The following is an 18,162-nucleotide window of genomic DNA, read 5'->3' as shown; positions in this document are numbered from 1 at the left end:
AGGCGCGATTGGCCGGACGCCGCTTCCCTCGGGACGCGGCGTCTTTCCCTCCGGCGCCCGATGCCCTAGCTGCTGCGAACGACCCAGAGAGGAGGCCCGAATGGCCGAGATCAAGGACCCGGAGAACACCATCGTCATCAAGCTCAAGGACGGCCCGGTGCATGTGGAGCTTCTTCCCGACGTGGCGCCGGGCCATGTCGCACGGATGAAGGAGCTGGCCCGCGAAGGCGCCTATGACGGCGTCGTCTTCCACCGCGTGATCGAGGGCTTCATGGCCCAGACCGGCGACGTGGAGCACGGCAAGGACGGCGGCAACACCGCGCGCGCCGGCACCGGCGGCAGCGACAAGCCGGACCTCAAGGCGGAGTTCTCCGGCATCCCGCACGACCGCGGCACGCTGGGCGCGGCGCGCAGCCAGAGCCCGGATTCCGCCAACAGCCAGTTCTTCATCAACTTCGCCGACAATCATTTCCTGAACCGGCAATACACGGTCTACGGCCGCGTGATCTCGGGGATGGAGCATGTCGACAAGATCACCCGCGGCGAGCCGCCCACCGACCCGGACAAGATGCTCAGCGTGAAGGTGGCCGCCGATGCGTGATCTCCTGACGATTCTCGCCGTCGTCGCCACCGCGTCGCCGGCTTTCGCCACCGGGCTCGAGATCGACGTGGCCGGCGCGGCGAACGGGACCGTCGTCATCGACCTGTTCGAGGACGTGGCGCCCGAACACGTGGAGCAGATCACGTCGCTGGCCGAGGCGGGCGCCTATGACGGCGTCGTGTTTCACCGCGTCATCGACGGCTTCATGGCGCAGACGGGCGACGTGCAATACGGACGTGCCGGCAGCGACCTGGCCCGCGCGGGAACCGGTGGCAGCGACCGTCCGGACCTGCCGGCGGAGTTCTCCGACCGGCCGTTCGACCGCGGCGCCGTCGGCATGGCGCGCTCCGCCGATCCGAACTCGGCCAACAGCCAGTTCTTCATCATGTTCGCGCCCGCGCCTCACCTGAACGGCCAGTACACCGTGGTCGGCGCGGTGACGGAGGGCATGGACGTGATCGACGCGATCGAGCGCGGCCAGGGCCCGAACGGTGCCGTGACCGACAATCCCGACGTCATGGAATCGGTGCGCGTCACCGAATGAGTCGCGCCATGGCGCTCGAACGCGAAGGGCCGCCCCATGGGGCGGCCCTTCTTCGTTCCGGGTGAGCGTCGAGATTCAGTCGCCACCCGCGCCTTCGGTCGCCGGGGGGGCGGTCGGGTCGACCGTCGGCTCGTCGCCGGTCGTCTGCGGATCGACGATCTGCGCGTCGTTGCCGTCGACCGTGGTGGGCTCCTCGGTGCTCGGGCTCGCGACCCAGAAGAAATACCCGACCAGGATGATTGCGACGAAGGCCAGTCCCGCGGCCATGCCGATGATCGGCCCGGCATGGCGGCGGGATTGCTTTTCGACGTTGGTGTTCGGGGCGCTCATGGCGGACCTCGTGGTGATTGTAACGGTTGTGGCGGCTCGCTAGTCAAACACCGTCGCGCTTGACGGGTTCCCTGTGCGTCAATCCGTCAGGCGGACCAGCGCGTGACGCTTGCGCCCGGCCGAGAGCTTGAGCGGCACGGCGAGCGCGCCGGCATCGAGCACCAGTCCCGGATCGGTCAGCGCCGCGTCGTTCATGCGGGCGCCGCCCTCCGCGATCAGGCGCTTGGCCTCCTTGCCGGATTTCGCGAGCCCGGTCCGCACGATCAGCTGCACGACGGAGATGCCATCCACCACCTCGTGCGCGCCGAGCTCGACCGTCGGCAATTCCTCGCCGGTGCCGCCGCGCTCGAACACCTCGCGCGCGGTCGCCTCGGCCGCGGCGGCGGCATCGGGGCCGTGCAGGAGCGCGGTGACCTCGTTCGCGAGCCGGATCTTGGCCGTGTTGATGTCCGCGCCTTCCAGCACGCCCAACCGTTCGCATTCCTCCAGCGGCAGTTCGGTATAGAGCTTCAGGAACCGGCCGACATCGGCGTCGGTCGTGTTGCGCCAAAACTGCCAGAACTCGTAGGGCGACAGCAGTTCGGCGTTGAGCCAGATCGCGCCCTGCTGCGACTTGCCCATCTTGCGCCCGTCAGACGTGGTCAGAAGCGGCGTCGTCAGGCCGAAGACCTGATCGTCGAGCATCCGCCGCGTCAGGTCGATGCCGTTGACGATATTGCCCCACTGGTCCGACCCACCCATCTGCAGCAAACAGCCGTGGCGACGGTGCAGCTCCAGGAAATCGTAGGCCTGCAGGATCATGTAGTTGAACTCGAGGAACGACAGCGACTGCTCCCGGTCGAGCCGCGACTTCACGCTCTCGAAGGCCAGCATCCGGTTGACCGAGAAGTGCCGCCCCACGTCACGCAGGAAGTCGAGGTAGTTCAGCCCGTCGAGCCATTCGGAATTGTTCGCCATGATCGCGTCGGTCGGCCCGTCGCCGAAGGTCACGTAATGCGAGAACACCTCGCGGATGCCGGCGATGTTGGCGTCGATCTGTTCGGGGCCGAGCAGCGGACGCTCGTCGGCGCGGAAGCTCGGATCGCCCACCTTGGTCGTGCCGCCGCCCATCAGAACGATCGGCTTGCCGCCTGTCTTCTGCAGCCAGCGCAGCATCATGATCTGAATGAGCGAGCCGACATGCAGCGACCGGGCGGTCGCGTCGAAGCCGATATAGCCCGGGACCACGCCGGCAGCGAAGGCCTCGTCGAGCCCCTGATAATCGGTGCAATCGGCGAGGAAGCCGCGTTCCATCATCACGCGCATGAAGTCCGATTTGGGGTGGTAGGTCATGGCAGGTCCGGTATCGCTGGAGGCAGGGCCGCTCTAGCGCGGCGACGGCAGGAGGGAAAGCCGATGGACGCGATCCGCGCGCTCGGCGCCATGTCCGGCACCTCGCTCGACGGTGTGGACGCGGCGGAGCTCGTCACCGATGGGGAGACGATCACGGCCTTCGGGAAGTCGAGCTACGTCGAATATACGACGCAGGAGCGGGACGCCCTGCGCGCCGCGCTCGGCCGCTGGCCGGGCGCGGCGGGCGTGGCGGAGGCGGCGCGCGTCGTCGAGGACGCGCATCTGCGCCTGCTCGACGGTTTCGCCCGGCCCGAGGTGATCGGCTTTCACGGTCAGACGCTGGCCCATGACCCGGCGGGCGGGCGGACCCACCAGGCCGGCAACGGCAGACGTCTGGCAACGGCACTCGGCGCACCGGTCGTGTGGGATTTCCGTAGCGCGGACGTCGCCGCGGGGGGCGAGGGGGCCCCGCTCGCTCCGGCCTTCCACCATGCCTGCGCCCGCCATGTCGGCGCCGGGCATGCGGTGGCCTTTCTCAATCTCGGGGGGGTCGGCAACCTCACTTGGGTCGATCCTGCCCGCCCGATGGCGGCGGAAGGCGCGCTTCTCGCCTTCGACACGGGGCCGGCGAACGCGCCGATCGACGACCTCTGCCAGCGCCACGCGGGAACCCGCTTCGACCGCGACGGAGCGCTGGCGCGGCAGGGGCGGGCGCGCACGGACCTCGTCCAAGGCCTGCTCCGCCATCCGTATTTCGACCGCCGCCCGCCAAAATCACTCGACCGCGACGCGTGGAACGGAACGCCGATCGACGCACTGCCGCCGACCGACGCGGCAGCCACTTGGGTCGCGGTGATCGCCGCCAGCGTCGCGCGGGCGCTCTCGCAATGCCCCGCGCCGCCCGAGCGGTTGCTGGTCACCGGCGGCGGGCGGCGGAACCCGGCGATCATGGCGGCGCTCGACGCGCTTCCCGTTCCCGTCGCGCCGGTCGAGGATGCGGGCCTCGACGGCGACATGCTCGAGGCGCAGGCCTTCGCCTTCCTGGCCGTACGCGTCCTGCGCAGCCTGCCCACGAGCTTTCCCGGCACGACCGGCGTGGCGATGCCTCTCTGCGGCGGGCGGGTCGCGGGCGATACCGGGGCGCTTTACGATCCGGGCGCGGGTGCTAGACAAGGCGGCGAACGACACATGGCCGGCAGCCGCTCGCGATAGCGCCGCAGACCCACGCCGCAACAACAGGAGCAGCCGCATGGTCTCCCGCACGATCCCCGTCGACACGTTCGACCTAGTCCTCTTCGGCGCCACAGGCGACCTTGCCGCCCGGAAGATCCTTCCCTCTCTCTATCGTCGGTTCCTCGCCGGACAGATGCCCGAGGATGCCCGCGTGATCGGCGCCGCCCGCTCGGAGCTCGACGACGAGGGCTTCCGCCAGATCGTGCGCGACGCGCTCGGGGAGTTCGTGAGCCCCTCGAAGCGCGACGGCGACACGATCGAGAAGTTCCTCGCGCAATGCAGCTACATCCCGATCGACGCCAAGGAAGAGGCTGGCTGGGATGCGTTGAAGGAGCGGATTCGCGACGACGCGATCAAGGCGTTCTACTTCTCCGTCGGGCCGAGCATCTTCGGGCCGCTGGCCGAACGGCTGCGGTCGCACGGCATCGCGGGTCCGAAATGCCGGCTGGTAGTCGAGAAGCCCTTCGGCACGGATCTGGAGACGGCGCGCAAGCTCAACGACAACCTCGCCGAGAGCTTCGACGAGGCGCAGATCTACCGGATCGACCATTTCCTCGGCAAGGAGACGGTGCAGAACCTGATGGCGGTGCGCTTCGCCAACGTCCTGTTCGAGCCGCTGTGGAACGAGCGCTACATCGACCACGTGCAGATCACCGTCTCCGAAACCGTCGGCGTGACGGGACGGGGATCGTACTACGACCGCTCCGGGGCGATGCGGGACATGGTGCAGAACCACCTGATGCAGCTCCTCTGCCTCACCGCGATGGAGCCGCCGAACCGCTACGACGCCGACATGCTGCGCGACGAGAAGTTGAAGGTGATCCGCGCGCTCGATCCCGTCTCGAAGGAGGACGTCGTGCGCGGCCAGTACAAGGCCAGCGGCGAACGGCCCTCCTACGTGCAGGACGCGGAGAACCCGGATTCGCGCACCGAGAGCTTCGTGGCCCTCAAGGTCGGGATCTCGAACTGGCGCTGGAAGCACGTTCCCTTTTACCTGCGCACCGGCAAGCGGATGTCGCGGCGGCTTTCGGAAATCGTGATCCAGTTCAAGGAAACGTCGCATTCGATCTTCGAGCGCGACGGGCTGAGCAAGGCCAACTCGCTCACCATCCGGTTGCAGCCCGACGAGGGGATGGACCTGTCGGTTACCATCAAGGAGCCGGGGCCGGGCGGCATGCGCCTCGTCAACGTGCCGCTCGACATGACCTTCGCCGACGCGCTCGGGCCCGACGGGGAGGAGATCCCCGATGCCTACGAGCGGCTCATCATGGACGTGATCCGCGGCAACCAGACGCTGTTCATGCGCGGCGACGAGGTGGAGGCCGCTTGGGCCTGGACCGATCCGATCATCGAGGAATGGGAGGCGCGCGGCGACCGGCCGGCGTCCTATTCCCAGGGAACCAGCGGCCCCGAGGAAGCGCTTGCCCTGATGCACCGCGACAATCGTCGCTGGCGCGACCTCGAGGAGGAATGAGATGGAGCTTATCACCTATCCAGACCGGGAGATGCTGGCGATGGGGCTCGCCGACCGGCTGGCCTCCGGCTTGCGCACCGCGCTCCGCGCCAACGAGCGGGCGAGCCTCTGCGTCCCCGGCGGCACGTCGCCGGACGAGACCTTCCGCACGTTGTCGGGCGTGGCGCTCGACTGGAAGTCGGTGAACGTGTTCCTGGGCGACGAACGCTGGGTCCGCGAGGGTAGCGACCGCTCCAACACCGCGCTCCTGAAGCGCACGCTTCTGACCGATCATGCCGCCGCGGCACACCTCGTGCCGATGGTCAACGCCGCGGCGGAGCCCGAGGACGGCATTCCCGATCTCGTCCCGGCGCTGGAGGCCGCACTGCCGATCTCGGTCCTGCTCCTCGGCATGGGGGAGGACATGCACACGGCGAGCCTGTTCCCCGGCGCCGACCGGCTGGCGGAGGCGATGGCCGAGGACGCGCCGATCCTCGTGCCGATGCGGGCCGAAGGCGCGGAGGAGCCGCGCGTGACGTTGTCCCGCCGCGTGCTGGTCGACGCGATGGAGACGCATATCCTGATCATGGGGGACGCCAAGCGCGACGCGCTCGAACGGGCGCAGGGGCTCGACCCGATGCAGGCCCCGGTGGCCGCGTTCCTGCGCGAAGCCTGCGTTCACTGGGCCCCCTGACGGCCCGAAGACAACGAGCGAGATCGACATGAGTATCTGGACCCCCCTCGACGACCTTCGCGCCACGAAAGGCGCGCGCATCACCGAGCTTCTGGCCGACGAGGCCCGGACCGGGCGCATGATCCGGCGCACCGGACCGTTCCTCTTCGACTTCTCGAAGACCGCGATCACCGGTCCGGCGCTCGACCGCCTGCTCGCGGCGGCCTCCGGCGTGCCCGCGCGCCGCGACGCCATGTTCGAGGGCGCGCGCATCAACGAGACCGAGGGCCGCGCCGTCCTGCACACCGCGCTCCGCGGCGAACGTCCCGTCATGGTCGACGGCGTCGACGTCATGGGCGAGGTCCACGACACGCTGGCCCGGATGCGCGAGTTCGCAGGCGACGTGCGCGACGGCACGTTCCAGGGGCAGGGCGGGCGCATCACCGACGTGGTGAATATCGGCATCGGCGGCTCCGATCTCGGCCCCGCGATGGCGACGCTGGCGCTGGCGCCCTACCACGACGGGCCGCGCTGCCATTTCGTGTCGAACGTGGACGGGGCCGACTGGGCCGAGACGGCCAAGGACCTCGATCCCGGGACCACGCTGGTCATCGTCGCCTCCAAGACCTTCACCACGATCGAGACGCTGACCAACGCCACGACCGTCCGCGACTGGATGGGCGAGGAGGTGTCGGACCCGGCCTCGCAATTCGCCGCCCTGTCCTCCGCGCTCGACAAGACCTCCGAGTTCGGTATCGACCCGTCCCGTGTCTTCGGCTTCGCGGATTGGGTCGGCGGGCGGTATTCGATGTGGGGGCCGATCGGGCTGTCGCTGATGATCGCGATCGGCTCCGGCAATTTCGACGCCTTCTTGCGCGGCGCGCGCGAGATGGACGACCATTTCCGCGAGGCGGACCTGGCCGAGAACTTGCCGGTGCTGCTGGCGCTGGTGGGGCTCTGGAACCATCAGGTCTGCGGCTATCCCACGCGTGCGGTGCTCCCCTACGACAACCGGCTGGCGCGGCTGCCGGCCTATCTGCAGCAGCTCGAGATGGAGAGTAACGGCAAGGGTGTCACCATGGCCGGCGACCCGCTGCCGGGCCCGGCCGGCCCCGTCGTCTGGGGCGAGCCGGGGACGAACGGCCAGCATGCCTTCTACCAGCTCATCCACCAGGGCCGCATGCCGGTTCCCTGCGAGTTCATGGTCGCGGCGCAGGGGCACGAACCGGCGCTGGACCACCATCACCGCTTGCTGATCGCCAACTGCCTCGCGCAATCCGAGGCGCTCCTGAAGGGGCGGAGCCACGCCGAGGCTCGTACAAAGGTCGAGGGCAAGTACGACGGCAACGAGCTCGAGCGGCAGGCCGCGCACCGCGTGTTCGAGGGCAACCGGCCGTCCACCACGCTGATCTACCCGCAGCTCACCCCGGCCGTGCTGGGCGGTATCGTGGCGCTCTACGAGCACCGGGTCTTCGTCGAGGGCGTGATGCTCGGCATCAACAGCTTCGATCAATGGGGCGTGGAGCTGGGCAAGGAGCTCGCCACCTCGCTCGGGCCGCTGGTGGACGGTGGCGATGCCTCACGGAAGGACGCGTCCACCCGAACGCTTCTCGCGCAACTTCTCGACTGGCGGCACTGACGCCGCTGGTCACCTGTCCGGCGTGGCGCCGTCGCGGGTTCGGAAGACATCCAGGAACCGGTCCGGCAGGGGCCGCCGGGTCGTGCCGTCCGCCTCCATCAGGACGACGACCGCTTCGCCCGTCGCGCAGACCCGTCCCCGCGCCACGACCGCGTATTCCATCGTCCAGGACGTCCGGCGATAAGCCTTCGCGCGACCCGCGACGATATAGGTCTCATCAAGGTGAAGCGGCGCGCGGAAGTCGACGGAAACGGCTTTCACGACGAGCGACGGCTGGCCGTCCCGATCGAGCCCGTATGCACGCATCCAGGCGATGCGGAACGTCTCGAACCAGCTGAGGTAGCGGGCGTTGTTGACATGATCGAGCACGTCGATCTCGTGGAACCTTACGCGGTCGGCATGGCCGAAGGCGAAGGGTTCGGGCACGTCCTCGGCGCGCAGGGTCTCGAGGTCGAGGGGTCCGAGGCAGGGCAGCGTCATGGCCGCCTGCTAGTGTCCGGACCCGCCTGCGCAAACGGTCGAACGTCGTCGATGAAATGGGGATTGTTGGAGCGGGTAACGGGAATCGAACCCGTAACTGAAGCTTGGGAAGCTTTCGTGATACCTTTTCACCATACCCGCCACGCCACCCCGGGCATTCGTTCGAGACCCGAATGCTGGGGAAAGTTGGCTCCGGCGGTAGGGATCGAACCTACGACCAATTGATTAACAGTCAACTGCTCTACCGCTGAGCTACGCCGGAACACCGAGGGCGGGATTAGCCAAGCCGGTCTGTCTTCGCAAGAGGAAGCTGCGGTTTTTTCATAGCCTGTGCCAGAGGGCGTCCGGAGCGATGGTTGGCTCGGCCGCGACGCGGCCCTGCATCTCGAGGTGGATGAGGTGCGCCAGAACGTTGCGCGCCGCCGCGCGGTGCAGCGCCGGCGGCGTGCTCGCGTAGATGCGCGCGACCAGCGCAGAGATGCGCGCGGGTCGGTCCAGCGCGGCCAGGATCTCGGATTCGCGCGCCAGGCGATGTGCGCGCAGCTCACGGCAGCGCGCGACTGGCGCCGTGACCGGATCGCCGTGGCCGGGGTGGAAGCGTTCGGTGTCGAGGGCTTCGAGCCGGTCGAGGGTGGTCAGGTATTGTCCCAGATCGCCGTCCGGTGGGGAGATCATGGTGCTGGACCAGCCCATCACCGTGTCGCCGGTGAAGACGGCATCGCCCTCGATCCAGTGGAAGCTCAGGTGGTTCGCCATGTGCCCCGGGGTCCATATTGCACGGAGCCGCCAGTCCGCTCCCGCGATCTCCGCGTCGTCGGCGAGCGTGACGTCGGGGTTGAAGCCGGTATCGACGCCTTCGCCGCCTCCCGTCACCGGCAGGCTGCGCATGAGGTCGGAGCGTCCCGCGTCCGCCCTGCCGAAGGCCATGACGGGGGCGTCGAGCGTGCGGGCGAGCGGCGCGGCGGCGGGCGAATGGTCGAGATGCGCATGCGTGACCAGCAGACCGACGACGCGGCGTCCAGCGACCGCGCCGACGATCGCCTCGAGATGGGCGTCGATGCACGGGCCGGGATCGATGATGGCGACCTCGTCCTTCCCCAGAATGTAGGTGTTCGTGCCGGCCGCCGTCATGACAGAGGGGTTCGGTGCGACGAGGCGCTGCAGCCCGCTGTCAATCGACGGGTCCGAGCGATAGGTTCGCGTCATGGTCGTGTCCTCCCCTCCTGGCTCCGGCTCTGCCCGGTCTCTCGAGCCGCGTCGCCGCATCGCCGTGCCACGCTGGCTGCCGCGCAGTTTCTACGCGCGCGCGGCGCTGATCCTGATCGTGCCGATCGTCACCATCCAGCTTGCCGTGGCGGTGATGTTCCTGCAACGGCACTACGAGGACGTCACCGTCCAGATGACGACGAACATGGTCCGCGAGATCGAACTCGTCCGCGCACGCCCCGATCTGGCGGAGCCGCTCGGGGTCGAGCTCGTGCCGCCGCCAGCGCAGTCGGGCATCCGGTTCTGGGACCTCTCCGGCCGCGTCATGCGCGAGACGCTCGTCGAGGAGATCCCCGACCTTCGGGCGGTGAACACCCGGCTCGAGCGCAAGGTCGTGGCGCTTGGCTTCGCGGACGGAACGGGGATGCGGTTCGATCGCTCCAACGTCTCCGCCGCAAACCCGCACCAGTTGCTGGTCCTGATGGTCGTCACCGCGCTCTTGATGACGGCGGTGTCGTTCCTGTTCATGCGTGGCCAGATCCGGCCGATCCGGCGGCTTGCGCGGGCGGCGGAGGCGTTCGGGCGCGGGCAGGAGGTCGATTACCGTCCCACGGGGGCGAGCGAGGTCCGTGCGGCCGGGACCGCGTTCCTCGACATGCGGACGCGGATCGAGCGGCATATCGAACAGCGAACCCTGCTCCTGTCGGGGGTGAGCCACGACCTGCGCACGCCGCTGACGCGGATGAAGCTGGAACTGTCGATGATGGACTGCCCGGAGGCCGAGGATCTGGGCCGCGACGTCGCCGCGATGGAGCGGATCATCGACACGTTCCTCGACTTCGCCCGCGAGAGCGCCACGGACGAGCGGGCACGGGTGCCGCTGAAGGCGCTCCTCCGGGAGGCGGCGGAGATGGCGGTGCCGGGCGAATCGGTGGAGGTCGCCGGGCCGGAGATCGAGGCCGACATCTATCCCGAGAGCATGCGCCGCGCGATCACGAACCTCGTCACGAACGCGACCCGGCACGGCGAGTCGTTCCGCCTCTCGCTCCAGGCCAGCGACGCGGCCCTCGTCGTCACCGTCGAAGACGACGGGCCGGGCATTCCCGCGGCGGATCGGGCGGCGGCGACGCGACCCTTCTCGCGGCTCGATCCGGCGCGTTCGAACACCGCCGGCAATGTCGGGCTCGGGCTGTCGATCGTGCGGGACGTGGCGCGGGCCCATGGCGGCGCCCTGCGCCTCGGGCGGTCGCCGATGGGCGGGCTCAAGGCGGAAATCGTGCTGCCGCGTTAGGCGGGACGGGGGTGGTAGGCCCGGCAGGACTTGAACCCGCAACCAAGGCGTTATGAGCGCCCTGCTCTAACCAATTGAGCTACAGGCCCCCGGCGCCCTCCGATAGCAGGTTGCCGCCACGGGTCAAGGTCCGCACGACCGCGGGGCCGTTGAAGCGGGGTCGGGTGCCTGTTACGGCGGGGACAGACCGAGAGGGGACCGGGAATGACCGACGGCAGACAGGGTCTGACCTATGCCGATGCGGGCGTCGATATCGACGCCGGCAACGCGTTGGTGGAACGTATCAAGCCCGCCGCACGCGCGACGGAGCGGCCCGGCACGATGGCCGGGCTCGGCGGGTTCGGCGCGCTGTTCGACCTGCAGGCGGCGGGCTACGCCGATCCGATCCTCGTGGCGGCGACCGACGGGGTGGGCACCAAGCTGTGCCTCGCGATCGAGACCGGACGGCTCTCCACCGTGGGCGTCGACCTGGTGGCGATGTGCGTCAACGATCTCGTCTGCCAGGGAGCGGAGCCGCTGTTCTTCCTGGACTATTTCGCGACCGGCAAGCTCGAGACCGAGGCGGCGGCGCAAGTGATCGAAGGCATCGCCGCGGGCTGCGCGGCGTCGGGCTGCGCGCTGATCGGCGGGGAGACGGCAGAGATGCCGGGCATGTACCAAGCCGGCGACTTCGACCTCGCGGGCTTTGCGGTGGGCGCGATGGAGCGTGGCGGGGCGCTGCCTGCGGACGTGGCCGAGGGCGACGTGCTGCTGGGCCTCGGTTCGAACGGGGTACATTCCAACGGCTATTCGCTCGTCCGGCGCGTGGTCGAGCGGGCCGGGCTCGGCTGGGACGAACCCGCGCCGTTCGACGACGCGACGCTGGGCGAGGCGCTGCTCCTGCCGACGCGGCTTTACGTGCTGCCCGGTCTGGCCGCGATCCGGGCCGGCGGCGTGCACGCGCTTGCGCATGTCACCGGGGGCGGGCTGACCGAGAATCTGCCGCGCGTCCTGCCCGACGCGCTCGGCGCGACGATCGACCTGTCGGCCTGGACGCCGCCCCCGGTCTTCGGCTGGCTCGCGCAGGCGGGTGGGATCGCACGCGGCGAGATGCTCAAGACGTTCAACTGCGGCATCGGCATGGTCGTTGTCTGTGCGCGCGACCGGGCCGAGGAACTGGAGACGCTGCTCGCGGGCGAGGGTGAACGGGTCACACGGATCGGCGAGGTCACGGCCGGCACGGGCATCCGCTACGCGGGCGATCCGAACTGGTGAAGCGCGTCGCCATCCTGATCTCGGGCGGTGGGTCGAACATGGTCCGTCTGGTCGAAAGCATGACGGGAGACCATCCGGCGCGGCCCTGCCTCGTGCTCGCCAACGATCCCACGGCGGGGGGACTGGCGAAGGCGGCTGCGCTGGGGGTGCCGGTCACGACCGTCGATCACCGCGCCTATCCTGATCGGGCTGCCTTCGAGGCCGCGTTGCAGGCGGAGCTCGACGCGGCTCGGCCCGACATGCTCGCGCTGGCGGGGTTCATGCGCATCCTGACGGAGCCCTTCGTGCGGCGATGGCAGGGGCGGATGCTGAACATCCACCCGTCGCTCCTGCCGAAATATCCGGGCCTGCATACCCATGCCCGCGCCATCGAGGCGGGCGACGCGGAAGCCGGCTGCACTGTGCACGAAGTCATTCCCGACATCGATGCCGGGCCGCTCCTCGGGCAGGCACGGGTGCCCGTCCGTCCCGACGACGCGCCGGACAGGCTCGCCGCGCGCGTCCTGGCGCAGGAGCATCGCCTCTACCCGGCCGTGTTGCGCCGCTTCGCCGCCGGACGGCGCGAACGGCTGGACCTTCCACCAGTGGATGCGATGGATTAGACGGCAGGCGCAACCATATCCGAAAGGCCAGTGCCATAGCCGCCTCAAAGATCACCACACTCACCACGACGGACGCGCTCGCCGCGTTCTGCACCGCCGCCGCCCGCGCCCCCTATGTCACCGTCGATACCGAGTTCCTTCGCGAACGGACGTACTACTCGAAGCTCTGCCTCGTGCAGCTCGCCTATCCCGGGGATGGCGAGACCGATGCGGTCCTCGTCGATCCGCTGGCGGAGGGGCTCGACCTCGCGCCGCTCTACGCGCTCTTTCGGGATGTCGGCGTAGTCAAGGTGTTCCACGCGGCACGGCAGGATCTGGAGATCTTCGCCATCGAGGGCGACACGATCCCCGAACCGCTCTTCGACACCCAGATCGCAGCCATGGTCTGCGGCTTCGGCGAGCAGGTCGGCTACGAGACGCTGGTCCGCAAGGTCGCGCGCGCGCAGGTCGACAAGTCCTCCCGTTTCACCGACTGGTCGCGCCGGCCGCTCTCGGATGCGCAGAAGGTCTACGCGCTGGCCGACGTGACCCATCTGCGGGCGATCTACGAGTACCTCGCGGCCGAACTCGACAAGTCCGGCCGGAAGGCTTGGGTCGAGGAGGAACTCGACATCCTGCGCGACCCCGCCACCTACCGGGTCGCGCCGCCGGAGGCCTATCACCGTCTCAAGATGCGGAACCCGTCGCCCCGGACGGTCGCGCTCGCCCGCGAACTGGCGGCTTTCCGCGAGAGTTACGCCCAAGCGAACGACGTGCCGCGCAACCGTGTCTTCAAGGACGACGCGCTTCTGGAGCTGGCCGGGCTCAAGCCGAAGGATGCGAGCGAGCTCGGCAAGGCGCGGCTACTGTTGCGCGAGGCGCGCCGCGGCGAGATCGCGGACGGCATCCTGGCTGCGGTCGCCGCCGGGCAGGCCATCCCGAAGGAGGATCTGCCGGTGCCGCCGAAGCAGAAGGGGCGCGAACAGATCAACGGCGCGCTTGCCGACCTGCTGCGCGTGTTGCTGAAGACCAAGGCAGAGCAAGCCGGCGTCGCCCCCAAGCTTCTCGCCTCGTCGTCGGATCTCGACGACATCGCCGCAGGCGCACGGGACGGGGACTGGGCGCGGGGCTGGCGTCTGAAGGTGTTCGGGGAGGACGCGCTGCGGCTCTGCGCAGGCGAGATCGCGCTGGCCTGCAAGGGCCACGACGTGCAGATCGTGCCGCTCTAGCGGGTCACGTAGTCCGAATGGACCCAGCCGCGCGCGCCCGTCGCGTGTCGCACCTCGATCCAGACGCCGTCCTGCGCAAGCGGCGCCAGCCGGTCGCCCGGATAGATGCGTCGTAGCACCGGCGTGTCGGTGCCGGGGCCCTGCCGCAGGTTGAGGTAGCCGATCGTCGTGGGCTTCACGAAGAGCGCCGCCGCAGCCGGTGCGCCGCGCTCGAGATAGTCGCCCGACACCCAGCCCTCGCCGCCATCGGGCAGGCGCACCCGTGTCCAGCGGCCGAGCGTCTCCTGCACGTCGACGCGATCTCCGGGGGAGAGGCGCCGCAGAACGTCGTGCCGCGTGCCCGGCCCGTCGCGCAGGTTGAGGTACCCCGCCTCCGAATCGCGTACGTAGAGCGTCTGTGCCACGGCGGGACCGGGCAGGAGGGCAAGGCAGATGAGGAAGGGGGCAAGTCGCATCGTCGTCGTCCTTCGTCAGCGGAACAGCGTCACCGCACCGGGCGACCAGGCCAGTCGCGTGCGCGTCCCGATCTCCAGCACCGGCCGACCGAACACGTTGCGCATGGATATGCGCACGGCCGTCTCCGCGCCGTCCAGCATCACGTCGTAATAGGTCATGTCGCCGTAATAGACGACTTCCTGCACGATGCCATCCGCCACCCGGTCCGACGCCTCCTGACCGGGGAAGAGGAGCGTCGCGGTTTCCGGTCTGAATCCGGCCACCGAATCGCCATCGGCATGTGCGGTGGATTGCAGCGCGTCGATGCGCATCTCGCCCAGCCCCGCCACCGCGACGACGTCGCCCGAGACACGGGCGGGCAGGAAGTTCATCACGCCGATGAACTCCGCGACGCGTCGGGACGCCGGCCGGCGGTAGAGCGCCTCCGCCTCCGCGACCTGCGCGATCTCGCCCTCGAACATGACGGCGATACGGTCGGACATGACCAGCGCCTCCTCCTGGTCGTGGGTGACGAGGATGAAGGTGATTCCGACCTGACGCTGGAGCCGGATCAGCTCCACCTGCATCTGCTCGCGCATCTTCTTGTCGAGCGCGGAGAGCGGCTCGTCGAGGAGGAGCACCTTCGGACGCAGCACGAGCGCGCGGGCCAGCGCCACGCGCTGCCGCTGCCCGCCCGAGAGCGCGTGCGCCGCCCGCGCGCCGTAGCCGGCCAGCCCCACCATCTCCAGCGCCTCGGCCACGCGCGCGGCCTTTTCCGCCTTCGTGCCGTCGAGCTTGCGCAGGCCGAATCCCACGTTCTGCTCCACGCTCAGGTGCGGGAAGATCGCGTAGGACTGGAACACCATATTCGTCGGCCGCTTGTTGGCGGACACGCCGTGCATGTCCCGCCCGTCGAGCGTCACCGTGCCCGCCGACACGTCCTCGAACCCGGCGATCACGCGCAGCAACGTGGTCTTTCCGCAGCCCGAGGGGCCGAGCAGCGAGAAGAACTCGCCGGCGCGAATGTCGAGGTCGAGGCCCCGGAGCGCGTGATAATCGCCGAAATGCTTGTCGACGCCGCGCAGACGGATCAGCGGATCGTCCCCGGTGCGGGCCGCGCGTCTGGTCTCGGTCAAAGGAACCCTCCGGTGTCTTTCACGCCCGCGCGGGCCAGCCCGCGGCGGCGGTTCCACTCTGCCAATGCCAGGATCAGGACCGACAGGATCACGAGGATCGTGCCGAGCGCCATGATGACGGGCAGGAGCTTCGGAAAGCGCAGCAGCGACCAGATATAGACCGGCAGCGTCGGGTCGCTGCCCGTAAGGAAGAAGGCGATGATGAACTCGTCGAGCGAGATCGTGAAGCTGATGAGGAGGGCGGCCACGATCCCCGGCATGACGAGGGGCAGGGTGATCAGCCGGAAGGTCGAGGCCCTGTTCTCGCCCAGATCGATCGCCGCCTCCTCCATTGCCGGATCGAGCGCCTGGAAGCTCGCGTTCAGGATGGCGACGGCGAAGGGCGTGCAGATCAGCACATGCGCGGCCGTCACCGTCCAGAGCGTGAGCGGCCATTCGAAGAAGCGCACGACGACCACGAGGAGCGACGTGGCGACGATGATCTCCGGCAGCACCAGCGGCAGCATGATCAGCCCCATTGCCGCCGCCTTGCCGGGAAACCGGTAGCGCACGTTCGCGCGCGCCGCGGCGAGCCCGAGCAACACCGAGAGGATCGAGGCGGCTGCGGCGACCGTCAGCGAGTTCGCGAGCGCCGCATGCAGCTCCCGGCTCCGTGTCATCTCCGAGAACCAGCGGGTCGTGAAGCCGTTCAGGGGAAAGGCGATCACCGTTCCGTCGTTGAACGCGAAAACCGGCAGGAGCAGGATCGGCGCGTAGAGGAAGGCGAGGAAGAGAAAGACATAGGCGCGCAACATTCAGGTCCGTCCCCCGGCCAGACGACGCGCGAGCCAGACCGTCGCCAGAGAGATGATCGTGACCAGCACCATCGCGATGACCGCGAGCGTCGCGCCCATCGGCGCGTTGTTGAGCCCGAGGAACTGCGTCTGGATCATGTTGGCGATCATCTGCCCGCCGGACCCGCCGACCTGCGCGGGTGTCACGTAATCGCCGACGGTGGGGATGAAGACGATGAGGAGGGCGGCGACGACGCCCGGCATGGCGAGTGGCAGCGTGACGCGCAGAAAGGTCGTCGCTGCACTCTCGCCAAGATCCCGGCCCGCCTCGAGAAGGGCGCGGTCGATCTTCTCGAGCGCGACGAAAATCGGCAGGATCGCGAAGGGCGCGAAGGCATGGCTCAGCGTAATGATCACGGCGTTCGCGTTGTAGAGCAGCGCGGTCAACGGCTCGTCGATGATCCGCAGACCGATCAGCCCCGAATTCATCACGCCATTATAGCCCAGAATGACCTTCCACAGGAAGATGCGTAGCAGGTAGCTCGTCCAGAACGGGATCGTGATCAAAAACAGCCAGAAGGACTTGCGATCCGGGCGAATCCGGAAGCTGACGTAGTAGGCGACGGGGAAGGCGAGAATCACCGTGACGATCGTGACGGTCGCGCTGATCCACAGGCTGCGCAGCATGATCGTGCGGTAGATCGGATCGCTCAGCGCCTCCCGGTAGTTCCCCAGCGTCGGTGTCCGGTCGATGGTCAGGTAGTCCTGCGTCCAGAAGCTGAACAGGAAGATCGCCAGAAGCGGCCCCGCCAGCAACGCGACCGCATATCCGAGCGGCGGCGCGACGAGCGCCAGTCCGCGGCGTGAATCCTGCGTCAAGATCGGACGTCGCTCCTTCTGGTTCTCGCGACAGAAATGCCGAAGGAACGAAGGACGGGCAAGGACGTTTACAGGGCGGAAGGGGCTTCATGCGGGCCCCACCCGGCCACGATGAAGTGGCAGCGTTAACCGGTTAAAAAAATGCTAACGGATCGCCGAAACCTCTTCACAATATCCGAGTTGAGTCTATACACTCACCATAGCGTTGGAAAACGTGAAGGCGTTTGGACAGACGACCTGATTGATCTTAAAGGATAGGATACCCAATGAAAATTAATGCTCTTCTCACGGCTGCCGCTGTCGCCGCTCTGACGTCGACTGCCGCGTCGGCTGCCGTCATCGACGTGTTCGCCGGTGGTAACTTCGGCGCGCGTGGCACGATGAACCTTGCTGGCCTCATCGATGACGACAATGATGCGTCCGAAGACAGCGTCCAGTTTGATTTCAATGTCGTAAATGATGTCACGGTCGACAACTTCTCCGTAACCGGCAACGGCTTCTCGGGCGGCGAAGACCTTGGCAACATCCGCTTCGGGTTCGACTCGGGTTCTGGAATGGTGTTCGAGACTATCAACACCCAAGGCGAGGTGGCTAACGCCAACGGCTTCCTCGACAACCGTTCGTTCGCCGCCGGCTCGACGTTCTCGTTCTTTTTCAATGAGATCGTGCCGGGTGCAAACACCGACTCGGCCTTCGTCAACCTGACCTTCACGACCAACCCGGCTCCGGCCCCCGTTCCGGTTCCGGCCGCGGGTCTGTTGCTGCTCTCGGCCATCGGTGCTGGCGGACTCGCCGCCCGTGCGAAGAAGCGCGGCTGATTCGACCGATTTATGGTGACGAGACCTCTTTAAAGAGGTGTCACCGAAGGTTACTAGACACGGGCGGCGGTTTCACCGTCGCCCGTACTGCGTTCCGAAATATTGGCGGGCCTGATACTGTCTCCGTTTTCGTGAGCTGCGGAACAGCCTTGGTGGGCGAACAACTGGGGGTGTTTGCAAACGGTGTTGGTCCGCTATGCGGGACAGGGACGAAACTGTTCGCGCGGTAGGGGCGCCTGTGGCGGCTGGCGTGCGCTGAGGCGGGCGGTACGATT

General features: G+C 68.1%; 19 protein-coding genes and 3 tRNA genes. 11 read left to right on the top strand and 11 right to left on the bottom strand.

What is annotated here, in order from left to right; all coding sequences use genetic code 11:
• The first annotated feature begins 100 nt into the window (after positions 1-100).
• Together Q1A87_RS15695 and Q1A87_RS15690 are read left to right on the top strand one after the other, a co-directional pair.
• The gene (locus tag Q1A87_RS15695) at positions 101-601 is read left to right on the top strand and encodes a peptidylprolyl isomerase (RefSeq protein WP_299653210.1); all 501 of its coding nucleotides are present in this window, start codon (positions 101-103) and stop codon (positions 599-601) included.
• Entirely contained in the window at positions 594-1,145 is a 552-nt protein-coding gene (locus Q1A87_RS15690) for a peptidylprolyl isomerase (RefSeq protein ID WP_299653207.1), read from the top strand. Before Q1A87_RS15695 ends, Q1A87_RS15690 begins: the two co-directional genes overlap by 8 nt.
• Positions 1,146-1,220: 75 nt before the next feature.
• Here the strand turns inward: Q1A87_RS15690 and Q1A87_RS15685 are convergent, their stop codons facing one another.
• A complete protein-coding gene (locus Q1A87_RS15685) occupies positions 1,221-1,475 on the bottom strand; it encodes a hypothetical protein (protein ID WP_299653204.1) in 255 nt (84 codons plus the stop codon).
• Between the two features lie 78 nt (positions 1,476-1,553).
• Positions 1,554-2,807, bottom strand: a complete 1,254-nt coding sequence (gene tyrS / locus Q1A87_RS15680; protein ID WP_299653201.1) for a tyrosine--tRNA ligase — start codon at positions 2,805-2,807, stop codon at positions 1,554-1,556.
• Positions 2,808-2,870: 63 nt separating this feature from the next.
• On the opposite strand from tyrS, the gene Q1A87_RS15675 reads away from it, so the two are divergent.
• Genes Q1A87_RS15675 through pgi form a run of 4 tightly spaced genes read left to right on the top strand, consistent with a single transcriptional unit; the run spans position 2,871 to position 7,805 of the window.
• Positions 2,871-4,019 carry an anhydro-N-acetylmuramic acid kinase gene (locus Q1A87_RS15675; RefSeq protein ID WP_299653198.1) on the top strand — a complete coding sequence of 383 codons (1,149 nt, stop codon included), beginning with the start codon at positions 2,871-2,873 and terminating at the stop codon, positions 4,017-4,019.
• Between the two features lie 37 nt (positions 4,020-4,056).
• On the top strand, positions 4,057-5,514 hold the full coding sequence (gene zwf, locus Q1A87_RS15670) for a glucose-6-phosphate dehydrogenase (RefSeq protein ID WP_299653195.1): 1,458 nt from the start codon (positions 4,057-4,059) through the stop codon (positions 5,512-5,514).
• Position 5,515: 1 nt separating this feature from the next.
• The gene (gene pgl, locus Q1A87_RS15665; protein WP_299653192.1) at positions 5,516-6,187 is read left to right on the top strand and encodes a 6-phosphogluconolactonase; all 672 of its coding nucleotides are present in this window, start codon (positions 5,516-5,518) and stop codon (positions 6,185-6,187) included.
• 28 nt (positions 6,188-6,215) lie between these two features.
• Positions 6,216-7,805, top strand: a complete 1,590-nt coding sequence (gene pgi / locus Q1A87_RS15660) for a glucose-6-phosphate isomerase (protein ID WP_299653189.1) — start codon at positions 6,216-6,218, stop codon at positions 7,803-7,805.
• Positions 7,806-7,814: 9 nt separating this feature from the next.
• Here pgi and Q1A87_RS15655 read toward each other — a convergent pair whose 3' ends face one another.
• The 4 genes from Q1A87_RS15655 to Q1A87_RS15640 all read right to left on the bottom strand — a co-directional run bounded on the left by Q1A87_RS15655 (position 7,815) and on the right by Q1A87_RS15640 (position 9,491).
• The gene (locus Q1A87_RS15655; protein ID WP_299653186.1) at positions 7,815-8,285 is read right to left on the bottom strand and encodes a thioesterase family protein; all 471 of its coding nucleotides are present in this window, start codon (positions 8,283-8,285) and stop codon (positions 7,815-7,817) included.
• A gap of 67 nt (positions 8,286-8,352) precedes the next feature.
• Positions 8,353-8,426: transfer RNA gene (locus tag Q1A87_RS15650), tRNA-Gly, on the bottom strand.
• Positions 8,427-8,472: 46 nt separating this feature from the next.
• Positions 8,473-8,547 (bottom strand) — tRNA-Asn (locus tag Q1A87_RS15645).
• Between the two features lie 59 nt (positions 8,548-8,606).
• Positions 8,607-9,491 (bottom strand): MBL fold metallo-hydrolase, encoded by an 885-nt coding sequence (locus Q1A87_RS15640; protein ID WP_299653183.1) that lies wholly within the window; start codon positions 9,489-9,491, stop codon positions 8,607-8,609.
• 64 nt (positions 9,492-9,555) lie between these two features.
• On the opposite strand from Q1A87_RS15640, the gene Q1A87_RS15635 reads away from it, so the two are divergent.
• Entirely contained in the window at positions 9,556-10,782 is a 1,227-nt protein-coding gene (locus Q1A87_RS15635) for an ATP-binding protein (protein WP_299653180.1), read from the top strand.
• Between the two features lie 12 nt (positions 10,783-10,794).
• On the opposite strand, the gene Q1A87_RS15630 is transcribed toward Q1A87_RS15635, so the two are convergent.
• Positions 10,795-10,871, bottom strand: a tRNA-Ile gene (locus Q1A87_RS15630).
• 115 nt (positions 10,872-10,986) lie between these two features.
• Here Q1A87_RS15630 and purM point away from each other — a divergent pair.
• The 3 genes from purM to rnd are packed head-to-tail and all read left to right on the top strand — an operon-like array spanning position 10,987 to position 13,846.
• Positions 10,987-12,036 carry a phosphoribosylformylglycinamidine cyclo-ligase gene (gene purM, locus Q1A87_RS15625; RefSeq protein ID WP_299653177.1) on the top strand — a complete coding sequence of 350 codons (1,050 nt, stop codon included), beginning with the start codon at positions 10,987-10,989 and terminating at the stop codon, positions 12,034-12,036.
• Positions 12,033-12,638 (top strand): phosphoribosylglycinamide formyltransferase, encoded by a 606-nt coding sequence (gene purN / locus Q1A87_RS15620; RefSeq protein WP_299653173.1) that lies wholly within the window; start codon positions 12,033-12,035, stop codon positions 12,636-12,638. Before purM ends, purN begins: the two co-directional genes overlap by 4 nt.
• Before the next feature lie 50 nt (positions 12,639-12,688).
• Positions 12,689-13,846: a ribonuclease D gene (gene rnd, locus Q1A87_RS15615; RefSeq protein WP_299653313.1), complete on the top strand. Its 1,158-nt coding sequence runs from the start codon at positions 12,689-12,691 to the stop codon at positions 13,844-13,846.
• Here the strand turns inward: rnd and Q1A87_RS15610 are convergent.
• Genes Q1A87_RS15610 through Q1A87_RS15595 form a run of 4 tightly spaced genes read right to left on the bottom strand, consistent with a single transcriptional unit; the run spans position 13,843 to position 17,069 of the window.
• The gene (locus Q1A87_RS15610) at positions 13,843-14,301 is read right to left on the bottom strand and encodes an SH3 domain-containing protein (RefSeq protein WP_299653170.1); all 459 of its coding nucleotides are present in this window, start codon (positions 14,299-14,301) and stop codon (positions 13,843-13,845) included. The two genes, rnd and Q1A87_RS15610, sit on opposite strands and share 4 nt — an antisense overlap.
• Positions 14,302-14,316: 15 nt before the next feature.
• On the bottom strand, positions 14,317-15,375 hold the full coding sequence (locus Q1A87_RS15605; protein WP_299653310.1) for an ABC transporter ATP-binding protein: 1,059 nt from the start codon (positions 15,373-15,375) through the stop codon (positions 14,317-14,319).
• Between the two features lie 38 nt (positions 15,376-15,413).
• Positions 15,414-16,211, bottom strand: coding sequence for an ABC transporter permease (locus tag Q1A87_RS15600; protein ID WP_299653167.1), 798 nt, complete (start codon positions 16,209-16,211; stop codon positions 15,414-15,416).
• A complete protein-coding gene (locus Q1A87_RS15595) occupies positions 16,212-17,069 on the bottom strand; it encodes an ABC transporter permease (RefSeq protein WP_299653163.1) in 858 nt (285 codons plus the stop codon).
• 266 nt (positions 17,070-17,335) lie between these two features.
• On the opposite strand from Q1A87_RS15595, the gene Q1A87_RS15590 reads away from it, so the two are divergent.
• Positions 17,336-17,887, top strand: coding sequence for a hypothetical protein (locus tag Q1A87_RS15590; protein ID WP_299653160.1), 552 nt, complete (start codon positions 17,336-17,338; stop codon positions 17,885-17,887).
• The last annotated feature ends 275 nt before the right edge of the window (positions 17,888-18,162 follow it).

This window comes from uncultured Jannaschia sp., from assembly GCF_947494055.1.
Lineage (GTDB): Bacteria > Pseudomonadota > Alphaproteobacteria > Rhodobacterales > Rhodobacteraceae > Jannaschia.
This window is presented reverse-complemented; position numbering and strand designations above follow the sequence as displayed.